This window comes from Delftia sp. WY8 (assembly GCF_018437695.1).
Lineage (GTDB): Bacteria > Pseudomonadota > Gammaproteobacteria > Burkholderiales > Burkholderiaceae_C > Comamonas > Comamonas tsuruhatensis.
This window is the reverse complement of sequence record NZ_CP049795.1, coordinates 3,145,304-3,157,536: the sequence shown is the minus strand read 5'-3', so window position 1 is coordinate 3,157,536 and position 12,233 is coordinate 3,145,304. Positions and strand designations below refer to the sequence as shown.

Below are 12,233 nucleotides of genomic sequence, written 5' to 3'. Positions count from 1 at the left end.
TTTTTGGAGTCGTCAGTGTAGGGCGGACTTGCCGCCTTACCGATTCGTAATTCTGCGTAATTTCTTCCTGGGGCGAACCCTGGATGTCACGCAGAACCGGTGCCGCTTAGATCAGGCCCTTGAGCAGGCGGCCCATTTCGGAGGGATTGCGGGTGATGACGAAACCGCACTCTTCCATGATGGCCAGCTTGGCGTCGGCCGTGTCGGCGCCGCCGGAGATCAGCGCGCCGGCGTGGCCCATGCGCTTGCCGGGAGGGGCGGTGACACCAGCGATGAAGCCGACGATCGGCTTCTTCATGTTGTCCTTGCACCAGCGGGCAGCTTCGGCTTCGTCGGGACCGCCGATTTCGCCGATCATGATGACGGCGTCGGTGTCGGGATCGTCGTTGAAGGCCTTCATCACGTCGATGTGCTTGAGGCCGTTGATCGGGTCACCGCCGATGCCCACGGCCGACGACTGGCCAATGCCCAGTTCGGTCAGCTGAGCCACGGCTTCGTAGGTCAGCGTGCCGGAGCGGCTGACCACGCCGACGCGGCCCTTCTTGTGGATGTGGCCGGGCATGATGCCGATCTTGATCTCGTCGGGCGTGATCAGGCCGGGGCAGTTGGGGCCCAGCAGCAGGGTGCGCTTGCCGCCTGCAGCTTCCTTGGCGCGCATCTTGTTGCGGACTTCCAGCATGTCACGGACGGGAATGCCTTCGGTGATGCAGATGGCCAGGTCCAGGTCGGCTTCCACGGCTTCCCAGATCGCGGCGGCAGCGCCTGCGGGGGGAACGTAGATCACCGAGACCGTGGCGCCCGTGCCTTGTGCGGCTTCCTTGACGGAGGCGTAAATTGGCACGTCGAAGATCTTTTCGCCGGCCTTCTTGGGGTTCACACCGGCCACGAAGCAGTTCTTGCCGTTCGCGTACTCGATGCATTTTTCCGTGTGGAACTGGCCCGTCTTGCCCGTGATGCCTTGGGTGATGACCTTGGTGTCTTTATTGATGTAGATAGACATGGTGTGTTCTCCGGGCCTGCTTACTTGACGGCTTCGACGATCTTCGTGGCCGCTTCGGCCATGGTGTCGGCGCTGATGATGGGCAGGCCGGACTCGGCCAGCATCTTCTTGCCCAGTTCTTCGTTCGTGCCCTTCATACGCACGACCAGGGGCACTTGCAGGTTCACGGCCTTGCAGGCAGTGATCACGCCGGTGGCGATGGTGTCGCACTTCATGATGCCGCCGAAGATGTTGACCAGAATGCCTTCGACCTTGGGGTTCTTCAGCATGATCTTGAAGGCTTCGGTGACCTTCTCGGGGGTGGCGCCGCCGCCCACGTCCAGGAAGTTGGCCGGCTCGCCGCCGAACAGCTTGATGGTGTCCATGGTGGCCATGGCCAGGCCGGCACCGTTGACCAGGCAGCCGATGTTGCCGTCCAGCGAGATGTAGGCCAGATCGAACTTGGAGGCTTCGACTTCGGCGGGATCTTCTTCGTCCAGGTCGCGCAGTGCCACGATTTCGGGCAGGCGGAACAGGGCGTTGGCGTCGAAGTTGAACTTGGCGTCCAGGGCAATGACATTGCCCTTGCTGTCACGGTTCAGGGGGTTGATTTCGACCAGCGAGGCATCCGTGTCCATGTAGCACTTGTAGAGCTTCTGGCAGATGTCGATGAACTGGGCAGTGGAGTCGGCAGGCATGCCGATGCCCTTGGCCAGCTCTTCGCCCTGGGCCTGGGTCAGACCGACCAGGGGATCGACGAAGATGGTGATGATCTTCTCGGGCGTGGAGTGGGCCACTTCCTCGATGTCCATGCCGCCTTCGCTGGAAGCGATGAAGGCCACCTTCTGCGTGGCGCGGTCGGTCACGCACGACAGGTAGTATTCCTTCTGGATGTCGGCGCCGTCTTCGATGTACAGGCGGCGGACCTTCTGGCCTTCGGGGCCGGTCTGGTGCGTTACCAGCTGCATGCCCAGGATCTGGCCAGCCAGTGCCTTGACGTCGTCGATGCTCTTGGCAACCTTCACGCCGCCGCCCTTGCCGCGACCACCAGCGTGGATCTGGGCCTTCACGACCCACACAGGGCCGCCGAGCTTTTGGGCGGCCTCGACGGCCTCTTGCACTGTGAACGCAGGGATACCGCGAGGTACAGGCACACCAAACTGACGCAAGATGTCCTTGCCTTGGTATTCATGAATCTTCATGATGTCTCTCTCAAACAAATAGGGGGGGATTGACCCGGTAGCCCTGGGGTGCTGCCTCAAGGCGGAGTGACCTGGCAATCGCCGAATGTACCATGCTGCACTGCGCCATCCGACACGCCCCCATGCGCAGAATCCACAATTTCCTGCGGGCCAAGCAGCATGTCAGGAACTGTGCAATGCATTGATATGTCAGGGAAAAGACGGTTTCCCGACATTTCCTCCAGACGCCACAGCTCTTTTGTCTTATAGAGGATCTGCAGACGGCCCTGCCCGCCGTTTGTAACAGGCGCATGTCAGCGGCCCTGGATCGCCGCTGCCAACCGTTTTGCGACAACGGGCGCAGGGGGACCCGGTTTCGGTGAGAATCCGCAGCTGGAACGCGGCAATGGTGCCGCAGCGGCTCCAGGAGGGCCGCGCAGCAGGAGAAATACAGCGATGGCAAAAGTCTTTATCGATGGCGAAGCAGGCACGACAGGGCTGCAGATCCGTGAGCGTCTGGTCGATCTGTCCGGCGTGGAGCTGGTCAGCATTGCGCCCGAGCTGCGAAAGGATCCTGCTGCCAAGCGTGCGCTGATCGCCGGCGTGGACCTGGTCATCCTGTGCCTGCATGACGACGCTGCGCGCGAAACCGTGGCCATGGTCGACGCCATCGAGGCCGAGACCAGCCGCGCCATCAAGATCATCGATGCCTCCACCGCCCACCGCGTGGCGCCGGGCTGGGTCTACGGCTTTCCCGAGCTGCGCAAGGGCCAGCTGGACGCCGTCAAGGCTGCCACGCGCGTGGCCAACCCCGGCTGCTATGCCACGGGCGCCATCGCACTGCTGCACCCGCTGGTGGCGGCAGGCCTCATTCCAGCCGACTACCCGCTGAGCCTGCCCTCGGTGTCCGGCTACTCGGGCGGCGGCCGCAGCATGATCGAAGCCTACGAGGCCGGCACGGCCGCGCCTTACGAGGCCTATGCGCTGGGCCTGTCGCACAAGCACATTCCCGAAATCCTGCACTACACGGGCATGACGCGCCGCCCGGTCTTCATTCCTGCCGTGGGCAATTTCCGCCAGGGGATGCTGGTGCAACTGCCCCTGCATCTGGACCTGCTGCCGGGCGCGCCCAAGGCCGCCGATCTGCACGATGCGCTGGCCGCCCACTACGCGGCGACCAACACGCCCGAGCAATGGGTGTCGGTGCTGCCGCCCACCGAAGACATGAAGCTGGCTGCCGATACGCTGACCGACACGAACAAGCTGGAGTTGCGTGTATTCGCCAATGAGCAGTACCGCCAGGCCGTGCTGATCGCCCGTCTGGACAACCTGGGCAAGGGCGCCAGCGGCGCCGCCGTGCAGAACCTGCAGATCATGCTGGGCCTGTGAGGCCCCCCGCGCCCCCGTCCTTGCCGGGCCGGCGCGGTCCGGTCTGGGGCCATGTCCTGGCCCTGGCCGTGCTGTGTCTGCTGATCGTTGTGTTCGCCTGGAAGCTGCGGCCGGCATTGCCTTCCTCATCGCGCCTGCTGCTGAGTCCGCTGCTGGGCAATATGGAAGCCTGCCTGGTGCAGGACGGGCTGCGCGAGGATTTTCCCAAGGAATTCCAGCAGGTGCCTGCCAGTTGCCTGGGCCCTCAGGGCTCGGCCGCGGAAATGGTGAAAGCCACGCTGCAGCGCTTGGGCCGGCCGCAGGGCGAGGGGCTGGAGCTGGGCTATACGCTCAGCGTGCCTCTGCTGCGCTATGTGCAGTGGAACGGCCGGGCCTGGGAAGTCCGGGGCGAGGCGCTGGACCGTGTGGTGCGCACGGTGGCGCAGGCGCAGCGGCCCGTGGTGCTCTACCTGTTCGCCACGCATTTCGAGGTCCACTCCCAGGCCGAGGAGCGCCTGGCCGCCGATCCCGCCAATCTGGCCTGGACGCCCAAGGGACCGCTGCCGCTGGACACCTATCTGGGCGCGCGCATCTTCCCGTGGTCGGTTGCGCGGCAGGACAATGAAATCACGCGCGTGCGCAAGCTGGTGGTCGATGCCCTGGCCGAGCGCATGTGCGCTGCGGGCGATGCCGCCATGCATCCGCTGCGTGCGCTCACCGTGCTGGGCGAGACGCACCAGCTGTTCCCGGGTTTCGAGGCCGGCATGGGGTTCGCGGCCGAAGGCTATGCGGTCACCGACTACAGCCCTGCATCCGTGGCGGGCTTCCATGCATTCCTGCGCCAGCGCTATGGCGACATTGCGCGGCTCAATGCCCATCTGAAGTCGGAGTTCGCCAGCTTCGATGCGGTGGAGCCTCCGTCGCGCAACATCCGCAGCGAGCCGCTGCAGAACTTCTTCCAGCACATCGACAGCTATGCGGCTGGCACGGTCCCGGTGTCCGGCTGGGTCCACTCGCCCGACGCGAAGCTGCAAAAGCAACTGGCCGTGGCCGTCTTCGTGGACGGGCGCCCTTACTCGCACGCCCCCGTGCACATGCACCGCCAGGATGTGGCCCAGGCCAAGCCTGATTTCCTCACGCCCGATGTGGGCTGGCGTGCCGACATCCGCTATCCGGCGCTGGGCGAGGGCCTGCACCGCATCGACGTGGTGCTGCAGGCCGGCGGGCGCAGCCTGGGCCTGCTGGCCACGCGCCAGATCGCCGTGATGGACCGCCACCAGGGCGAGCCCAGGCCCCATGCCGCCGAGGCCTTGCCTGACTTCGGCAAGCTGCCCGATGGTGTGGAGTTCTGGGTGGACAGCCCGCAGGACCGGCTGGCGCTGTTCTACAACCCGCTGGTGACGGACTGGAACGATTTTCGCGAGCAGCAGGTGGCCGATTACATCCAGGGCTTTTCCGAGCACATCGGGCACGGCTGCCTGGGCCGGGTGCCTCGCTTTGCCCACCAGCTCAACCCCCATGCGAATCCGAGCTGGGACGCCAGCCGCTACGCCGTGGAGCGCAGCCTGCAACGTATGCCGGGGCTGTCCCTGGGTGTCAGCCTGTATGGCGAAGACACCTATGGGCCGCTGGTCGGCCAGATGCTGCGCCGCTATGGCCACACGGCCTATGGCGTGACGGAGTTCCATCCGCTGGTGGCACTGTCGCCGCAGCGGCTGGAGAAAGTGCTGACCATGCACCGCCGCCAGGGCGCGCGCTTCCTGTCCTTCTTCATGGAGGCGCGGCCCGAGGACGCGACCGGCACGCAGTCCAGCAACGAGTTCTCCTTCGATGCGGATAACCGCGCGCACGGCTCGGACGCGCTTTACCGCTCGCTGCGCCAGGTGCTGCAGCCGCACTGACCTGCCGCGCGCAGCCTTTTCCATGTCTTCAGCGCACAGCAGTTCCCCTGCAGCCGCAGGCCGGGCCACCGCCATCGGCCTGCTGGCCGTGGTGTGCTGGAGCTGCACCGTGGGCCTGATGCGCTCGGTGGCCGAGCCGCTGGGCGCCGTGGGCGGCGCTGCCATGCTCTATACGGTCAGCGCCATCTGCGTGGCCGCCGTGCGCGGCCTGCCCAGGCCTTCGCAATGGCGAACCATGCACCCGGCCTATTTCTGGGGCTGCGGGCTGCTGTTTGCGGTCTATGAAATCTGTCTGTCGCTGGCGATCGGTCTGGCGCAGGACCGCGCTCAGGCACTGGAGCTGGGGCTGATCAACTACCTGTGGCCCAGCCTGACCATCGTCTTGGCGGTGCTGCTGCGCCAGCAGCATGCGCGCTGGTGGCTGTGGCCCGGCGTGCTGCTGTGCCTGTGGGGGCTGACGCGCGTGCTGGGCGGCGAGTCCCTGCAGATGCATGACATGGCAGACCACATGCTGGCCAATCCGCTGGCCTATGGACTCGCCTTTGGCGCGGCCCTGCTGTGGCCCTGCTATTCGCTGGCTGCTCGGCGCTGGGGTGGGGGGCACAATGCCGTGGGGTTGTTCCTGATCTGGACTGCGCTGGCGCTGTGGATCAAGTGGTTGTGGCTGGGTGGCGAAGGCGGCATGCACTGGTCAGGCACCGTGGTGCTGCAGCTGCTGGCCGTGGGCGGGCTCACGGCCATGGGCTACAGCTGCTGGGAGCACGGCATACAGCACGGGCATCTGGCCGTGATGGCGGCGGCCTCGTACTTCACTCCCGTGTTCTCTGCCTTGCTGGCCAGTGCCTGGCTGCAGGTGCAGCCGGGCTGGGGCTTCTGGCAGGGCGTGGCGCTGGTGACCGTGGGGTCGCTGGTGTGCTGGGGCGCAACCCGGCGCGTGGATTAGTTGCCTTCGTCTGCAGCTCCGTCATCCCAGTCTTCGCTGCGCCCGCGCAGCACCTTGCTCGCTATTTCTCCGCCAAAGCCGCGCGCGGCCAGAAAGCGCATCTGCTTGAGGCGTTCCTGCGGGGTGGCCGGCGGTGTGCCGAAGCGCTGGCGCCATACGGCATGGGCGCGCTGCAGTTCGGTGGCGCGCAATTGTTCTGCGGCGGCGCGCACCAGGCCATCGTCCAGCCCCTTGCTGCGCAGCTCCTGCACCACGCGCGATGTGCCAAAGCGCGCGGCCTTGCGATGCAGCACGGACTCGGCCACGCGCTCGGCGCTGATGAAGCCGCGCTGCTCCAGCGCGTCGAGCATGGCGCCCAGGTCCTCGCCTTCCTCCACATGGGGGGCGAGCTTGCGTTCCAGCTCCAGCCGTGAATGTTCGCGCTGGCCCAGCAGCTTGAGCGCCCGGCCCTTGAGCGACAGCTTGGCGAATCCCATGCGGCAATGTCTCCTGAATCATCCCGAATAAAAAAGGCCCCCACGCTCCCCTTGCTGCGCAAGGTCCGCTGCCCCCCAAGGGGGCCGCTTTTTTGCCTTGGGGCGTCCCGGCGATAAAAAAGGCGCAGACGTGAGCCTGCGCCAAGATGGCAAACACAGTGTGCGCAGGCGCCGCGGCGCCTGCTGTGAGGGGTCTGGGCGCTCAGGCTTCGATCACGCCGTCCTTGTCGGCCTTGGCCTTGGCGCCCTTGGCGGCCTTGGCTTCGGGCGCATCGCCGCCGGCCGTGGGCAGCAGGGCAATGCCCAGGCTGTCGCGCACCTTGTTCTCGATCTCCACGGCCAGGTCGCTGTTCTCGCGCAGGAATTCGCGGGCGTTGTCGCGACCCTGGCCGATCTTTTCGCCGTTGTAGGCGTACCAGGCCCCCGACTTGTCGAGGATCTTGGCGTTGACGCCCATGTCCAGGATTTCACCTTCGCGCGAGATGCCTTCGCCGAAGAGGATGTCGAACTCGGCGGTCTTGAACGGGGGCGAGACCTTGTTCTTGACGACCTTGACCTTGGTTTCGTTGCCGATGGCTTCGTCGCCCTTCTTGATGGTGCCGGTGCGGCGGATGTCCAGGCGGACCGAGGCGTAGAACTTCAGCGCATTGCCGCCCGTGGTGGTTTCGGGGCTGCCGAACATCACGCCGATCTTCATGCGGATCTGGTTGATGAAGATGACCATGCAATTGGTCTTCTTGATGGTGGAGGTCAGCTTGCGCAGCGCCTGGCTCATCAGGCGGGCCTGCAGGCCGGGCAGCTGGTCGCCCATCTCGCCTTCGATTTCGGCGCGGGGGGTCAGTGCGGCCACCGAGTCCACGACGATCATGTCCACGGCGCCCGAGCGCACCAGGCTGTCCACGATTTCCAGGGCCTGCTCGCCGGTGTCGGGCTGGCTGATCAGCACTTCGTTGAGGTTCACGCCCAGCTTCTGGGCATAGCTGGTGTCCAGCGCGTGTTCTGCGTCGATGAAGGCGCAGGTGCCACCCTGCTTTTGCATTTCGGCGATGACCTGCAGCGTCAGCGTGGTCTTGCCCGAGGATTCAGGGCCGTAGATCTCGATCACGCGGCCACGGGGCAGGCCGCCCACACCCAGGGCGATGTCCAGGCCCAGCGAGCCGGTGGAGACGACCTGGATGTCCTGGATGGCTTCGCCTTCACCCAGGCGCATGATCGTGCCCTTGCCGAACTGCTTTTCGATCTGGGCGAGTGCGGCCTGCAGGGCCTTGGCTTTTTCACTGTTGGCGGTGGTGACGGCGGTGTTCATGCGGACTCCTGGGTTGGGTATGGATTCAGCTCTGTATTTGCATTCAAGCTGGATGCTTGAACAGTAGTTTATGGGCTTGCTGTCTTGATTTGTTGGTGTTTTTAGTCAGTTTTCCTGACTTGTTGGATTTGCCTCCACAATGCATCCATGAGTGAGCTTTCCCCCGTCACGCCGCCCGCCGACGCCTGGCGCCAGACCCACCTGGGCCGCCTGCTCGGCCATGCCATGCGGCGGTTCGACGCGCGTGTGCTGCAGCTCATGGCGCGCGATGTGGAGGTGCCGCTGGCACTGTCCAACCTCGCTGCGCGCGACAAGGTGGGGGCGGCCCATATCCACATCACGCGGCATCTGTCGCTGGCTGGCGACCGGCTGACGGACCTGGCAGAGCGCGCAGGCATGACCAAGCAGTCCATGGGCGACCTGGTGACCCAGTGCGAGGCCTGGGGCCTGGTCACGCGCGAGAGCGACGAGCGCGATGCGCGCGCGCGCCGCATCCGCTTCACGCCAGCGGGCCTGGCCTGGCTGCAGGCTTTCCATGACGCCGTCTCCCAGGCCGAGGCCGAATTCCGCGAGGAAGTCGGCGACGACATCGCCACTGTGGTGGCGCTGGGGCTGGAGGCCTACGCGGGCGGCGGCTCACTCGGGTAAGGTCCCTGCCCGCGCTGCGGGGCGCATCCTAGAATCCTGGGAATTAAAGGCGCGCATTTCCAACTCCCAGAGCGCGCCTGCATTACAGGAGACATCCCCCATGCGCATTCTGATTGCCGAAGACGACCAGGTCCTGGCCGATGGCCTGCTGCGCAGCCTGCGCGGCTCGGGCGCCGTGGTCAGCCATGTGGCCAATGGCAGCGAGGCCGACACCGCGCTGATGACCAGCAGCGAATTCGACCTGCTCATCCTGGACCTGGGCCTGCCCAAGATGCACGGGCTCGAAGTGCTCAAGAAGCTGCGCGGCCGCGGCGATGCGCTGCCGGTGCTCATCCTCACGGCGGCCGACAGCGTGGAAGAGCGCGTGCAGGGGCTGGACTACGGTGCCGACGACTACATGGCCAAGCCGTTTGCGCTGTCCGAGCTGGAGGCGCGCGTGCGCGCCCTCACGCGGCGCGGTATGGGCGGCGCCAGCAGCACCATCAAGCACGGCCCGCTGGTCTACGACCAGGCCGGCCGCGTGGCCACCATCGACGGCAAGATGGTCGAGCTGTCGGCGCGCGAGCTGGGCCTGCTGGAAGTGCTGCTGCAGCGGGCCGGCCGGCTGGTCAGCAAGGACCAGTTGGTCGAGCGCCTGTGCGAGTGGGGCGACGAAGTCAGCAACAACGCCATCGAGGTCTACATCCACCGGCTGCGCAAGAAGATAGAGCGCGGCCCCATCCGCATCGCCACCGTGCGCGGCCTGGGCTACTGCCTTGAGAAGATCGCGTCCTGAGGCCGCTGCCGTGGCTGTCAGGCCCGGGTTGGCTTGCCTGCGCATAGTGGTGGTTGCCGCGGGGCCGTGAACCCGTCGTAAGGGGCTGCCCGCCGATGAAAATCTTCCAGCGTGAACAGCGCTCCCTGTTCGGCGAGATCCTTGACTGGATGCTCACGCCGCTGCTGCTGCTGTGGCCCGTGAGCCTGGCGCTGACCTGGCTGGTGGCCCAGGGCCTGGCCAACAAACCCTTCGACCGCGCGCTGGAATACAACGCCCAGGCGCTGGCCCAGCTGGTGATGGTGCAGCACGGCAAGGTGCTGTTCAACCTGCCGCAGTCGGCCAGCGAGATCCTGCGTGCCGACGAGTCGGACACCGTGTATTTCCAGGTGCTGGGCGTGAAGGGCGAATACCTAGCCGGCGAGCGCGACCTGCCGCCGCCGCCCGAGCCCGACGAGGCTCTGACTGGCGCGGCGCCTCCAGGCTTGCCGTCCGGCGGCACCGTGCAGCTGCGCGATGCGGAATTTCGCGGCATCGATCTGCGCGTGGCCCATGTCTGGGTGCGCATGCCCCTGCCGGGCGAACCGCAGGCCCTGGTTCAGGTGGCCGAGACGCGCGAAAAGCGCAGCGTGCTGGCCACGGAAATCATCAAGGGCGTGATGCTGCCGCAGTTCGTCATCCTGCCGCTGGCCGCGCTGCTGGTGTGGCTGGCGCTGGCGCGCGGCATCAAGCCGCTGCACCGGCTGGAGGAGCGCATCCGCGCGCGCCGGCCCGAGGACCTTTCGCCCATCAACCACAAGGACGTGCCGCTGGAAGTCGTGCCGCTGGTGGATTCGGTCAATGACCTGCTGGGCCGCCTGGGCGACTCGCTGGCCACGCAAAAGCGCTTCCTGGCCGACGCGGCCCACCAGCTCAAGACGCCGCTGGCCGGGCTGCGCATGCAGGCCGAACTGGCCCAGCGCGAAGGCGTGAGTACGGGCGAGCTGCGGCAGTCCCTGGCCCAGATCGCGCGCTCCAGCATCCGTGCCACGCACACCGTCAACCAGTTGCTGGCGCTGGCGCGTGCCGAGAGCGCGGGCCTGGGGCGGGGCCTGGCCATGCAGCCGTGCAGCCTGGTGCGCATCGTCACCGACGTGGTGCGCGACTGCCTGCCGCGCGCCATGGACAAGCATGTGGACCTGGGCTATGACGGCGCCGAGTCCTCGGCTGCCGGCGTCTGGCTGCAGGGCAATGCCACGCTGCTGACCGAGCTGGTGCGCAACCTCGTGGACAACGCCATCAACTACACGCCTTCCACCAGCAGCCGGCCGGGCATGGTCACCGTGCGTGTGCTGGCCGATCCTTTTGGTCAGGTCCTGCTGCTGCAGGTGGAGGATTCGGGGCCGGGCGTGCCCGAGGCCGAGCGCGAGCTGGTGTTCCAGCCGTTCTACCGCGTGCTGGGCTCGGAGGCCGATGGCTCGGGCCTGGGCCTGCCCATCGTGCTGGAGATTGCGCGCCAGCATGGCGGGCAGGTGGTGCTGGAGGATGCGCATCCGGGCCAGCAGCCACCGGGCGCACGCTTCAGCGTGCGCTTCACGGCACTGCGCTCGCCGCCGCCGCCTAAGCCTGCGGCATAGGTGGCGCCTGACCGGCTGCCGCAGGGGCATCGGGGGCTACAGGGGCCATCGCCACCCGTCCCGGTGTCTGCGCCGCATGGTCCACCAACCAGTTGCGGAAGATGCCCAGCGTGCCATGGTTGGCACGGTCGGCCGGATAACACAGCCAGTAGCCCAGGGCGCTCTGGTAGCCGTGCTGGGGCAGGGGCTCGTTCACCAGGCCGGCGGCAAGCTCGTCGAGCACCAGGCAGCGTGGCACCAGTGCGATGCCCATGCCCGCCATCACGGCGCGAATGATGGTCTGGAACTGGTCGAACTGCGGGCCCGCCAGCGGGCTGATGCCGTGGATGCCGTGGGCCTCGCTCCAGCGCGCCCAGGCGTCGGCAATGGTCACGTGGCGCAGCCGCGTGCAGCGCGCCACGTCCTGGGGCGTGGTGATGCGCGCCTCGGGGCCCGTGCCATGTGGCGGTGCGATCAGCGCCACCTGGCGGCCCACCAGATAGTGGGCGTGCGCGCCGCTCCAATGCCCGTCCCCGAACAAAATCGCGCAGTCCAGACCCGGACTGTCAAATTGGTAGCTGTGTACGTAGGGTACAAAGTGCAGCGTGATCTGTGGATAGCGCTGCTGAAACTGGGGCAGCCTGGGGATCAGCCACTTGGCCGCGAAAGTCGGCAGCGATGACAGGTGCAGCGCGCCTCGGCTGTCATCGCTGGTGATGAGTTCGAGGGTGGCCGCCTCCAGCTGGCCCAGCAGGGCGCGCACGGCGCGCTCGTAGCGTTCGCCCGCAGGCGTCAGGCTCAAGCGCTTGCGCTCGCGTTCGAACAGCGGCACGCCCACCCACTTCTCCAGCTCCTGGATCTGCTTGCTGACTGCGCTTTGCGTCAAGTGCAAGGCTTCGGCCGCGCGCGAGACACCTCCGAAGCGCACCACGGTGGAGAAGGCGCGCAGCAGATGTATGGGCGGGTTGAGGCGGCGCAAACTCATGACAGGGATATGATGAAACTATTCCTGTTCGGAATATTAACAGGCACAGTATTTGCTTTTTTTGTGAGCAGATTTCTTTTAATCTGACCTTGTTTGT

11 protein-coding genes are annotated in these 12,233 nt (G+C 66.2%); 6 read left to right on the top strand and 5 right to left on the bottom strand.

What is annotated here, in order from left to right; genetic code table 11:
• Positions 1-106 precede the first annotated feature (106 nt).
• Both sucD and sucC read right to left on the bottom strand, forming a co-directional pair.
• Positions 107-1,000, bottom strand: a complete 894-nt coding sequence (gene sucD / locus G4D77_RS14580; RefSeq protein ID WP_016449394.1) for a succinate--CoA ligase subunit alpha — start codon at positions 998-1,000, stop codon at positions 107-109.
• Positions 1,001-1,020: 20 nt separating this feature from the next.
• Positions 1,021-2,181, bottom strand: coding sequence for an ADP-forming succinate--CoA ligase subunit beta (gene sucC / locus G4D77_RS14575; RefSeq protein WP_016449395.1), 1,161 nt, complete (start codon positions 2,179-2,181; stop codon positions 1,021-1,023).
• A 435-nt stretch (positions 2,182-2,616) separates the two neighbouring features.
• Here sucC and argC point away from each other — a divergent pair, with 435 nt between their 5' ends.
• From argC to yddG, 3 genes are read left to right on the top strand one after another with little or no spacing between them, the layout of a single operon-like run.
• Positions 2,617-3,549 (top strand): N-acetyl-gamma-glutamyl-phosphate reductase, encoded by a 933-nt coding sequence (gene argC / locus G4D77_RS14570; protein WP_047326385.1) that lies wholly within the window; start codon positions 2,617-2,619, stop codon positions 3,547-3,549.
• On the top strand, positions 3,546-5,429 hold the full coding sequence (locus G4D77_RS14565; protein WP_016449397.1) for a hypothetical protein: 1,884 nt from the start codon (positions 3,546-3,548) through the stop codon (positions 5,427-5,429). Before argC ends, G4D77_RS14565 begins: the two co-directional genes overlap by 4 nt.
• Positions 5,430-5,451: 22 nt before the next feature.
• Positions 5,452-6,372 (top strand): aromatic amino acid DMT transporter YddG, encoded by a 921-nt coding sequence (yddG, locus tag G4D77_RS14560; protein WP_074920882.1) that lies wholly within the window; start codon positions 5,452-5,454, stop codon positions 6,370-6,372.
• Here yddG and recX read toward each other — a convergent pair.
• Both recX and recA read right to left on the bottom strand, forming a co-directional pair.
• Positions 6,369-6,848, bottom strand: a complete 480-nt coding sequence (gene recX, locus G4D77_RS14555) for a recombination regulator RecX (RefSeq protein ID WP_016449399.1) — start codon at positions 6,846-6,848, stop codon at positions 6,369-6,371. The two genes, yddG and recX, sit on opposite strands and share 4 nt — an antisense overlap.
• A 202-nt stretch (positions 6,849-7,050) precedes the next feature.
• Positions 7,051-8,154, bottom strand: coding sequence for a recombinase RecA (gene recA / locus G4D77_RS14550; RefSeq protein WP_154836140.1), 1,104 nt, complete (start codon positions 8,152-8,154; stop codon positions 7,051-7,053).
• Positions 8,155-8,301: 147 nt separating this feature from the next.
• On the opposite strand from recA, the gene G4D77_RS14545 reads away from it, so the two are divergent.
• The 3 genes from G4D77_RS14545 to G4D77_RS14535 all read left to right on the top strand — a co-directional run bounded on the left by G4D77_RS14545 (position 8,302) and on the right by G4D77_RS14535 (position 11,172).
• A complete protein-coding gene (locus G4D77_RS14545; protein ID WP_017407164.1) occupies positions 8,302-8,802 on the top strand; it encodes a MarR family winged helix-turn-helix transcriptional regulator in 501 nt (166 codons plus the stop codon).
• Positions 8,803-8,902: 100 nt separating this feature from the next.
• Positions 8,903-9,577, top strand: a complete 675-nt coding sequence (locus G4D77_RS14540; RefSeq protein WP_012202808.1) for a response regulator — start codon at positions 8,903-8,905, stop codon at positions 9,575-9,577.
• Positions 9,578-9,672: 95 nt separating this feature from the next.
• Positions 9,673-11,172 carry a sensor histidine kinase gene (locus G4D77_RS14535; RefSeq protein ID WP_154836138.1) on the top strand — a complete coding sequence of 500 codons (1,500 nt, stop codon included), beginning with the start codon at positions 9,673-9,675 and terminating at the stop codon, positions 11,170-11,172.
• On the opposite strand, the gene G4D77_RS14530 is transcribed toward G4D77_RS14535, so the two are convergent.
• Positions 11,156-12,136: a LysR substrate-binding domain-containing protein gene (locus tag G4D77_RS14530; RefSeq protein WP_016454232.1), complete on the bottom strand. Its 981-nt coding sequence runs from the start codon at positions 12,134-12,136 to the stop codon at positions 11,156-11,158. The genes G4D77_RS14535 and G4D77_RS14530 overlap by 17 nt on opposite strands.
• Between the last annotated feature and the right edge of the window lie 97 nt (positions 12,137-12,233).

Bases quoted from the DNA above. Each gene is read 5' to 3' on its own strand.
- G4D77_RS14545 (WP_017407164.1), top strand. From the start codon at position 8,302: ATGAGTGAGCTTTCCCCCGTCACGCCGCCCGCCGACGCCTGGCGCCAG.
- G4D77_RS14530 (WP_016454232.1), bottom strand. From the start codon at position 12,136: ATGAGTTTGCGCCGCCTCAACCCGCCCATACATCTGCTGCGCGCCTTC.
- G4D77_RS14540 (WP_012202808.1), top strand. From the start codon at position 8,903: ATGCGCATTCTGATTGCCGAAGACGACCAGGTCCTGGCCGATGGCCTG.
- sucC (WP_016449395.1), bottom strand. From the start codon at position 2,181: ATGAAGATTCATGAATACCAAGGCAAGGACATCTTGCGTCAGTTTGGT.
- recA (WP_154836140.1), bottom strand. From the start codon at position 8,154: ATGAACACCGCCGTCACCACCGCCAACAGTGAAAAAGCCAAGGCCCTG.
- sucD (WP_016449394.1), bottom strand. From the start codon at position 1,000: ATGTCTATCTACATCAATAAAGACACCAAGGTCATCACCCAAGGCATC.
- argC (WP_047326385.1), top strand. From the start codon at position 2,617: ATGGCAAAAGTCTTTATCGATGGCGAAGCAGGCACGACAGGGCTGCAG.
- recX (WP_016449399.1), bottom strand. From the start codon at position 6,848: ATGGGATTCGCCAAGCTGTCGCTCAAGGGCCGGGCGCTCAAGCTGCTG.
- yddG (WP_074920882.1), top strand. From the start codon at position 5,452: ATGTCTTCAGCGCACAGCAGTTCCCCTGCAGCCGCAGGCCGGGCCACC.
- G4D77_RS14535 (WP_154836138.1), top strand. From the start codon at position 9,673: ATGAAAATCTTCCAGCGTGAACAGCGCTCCCTGTTCGGCGAGATCCTT.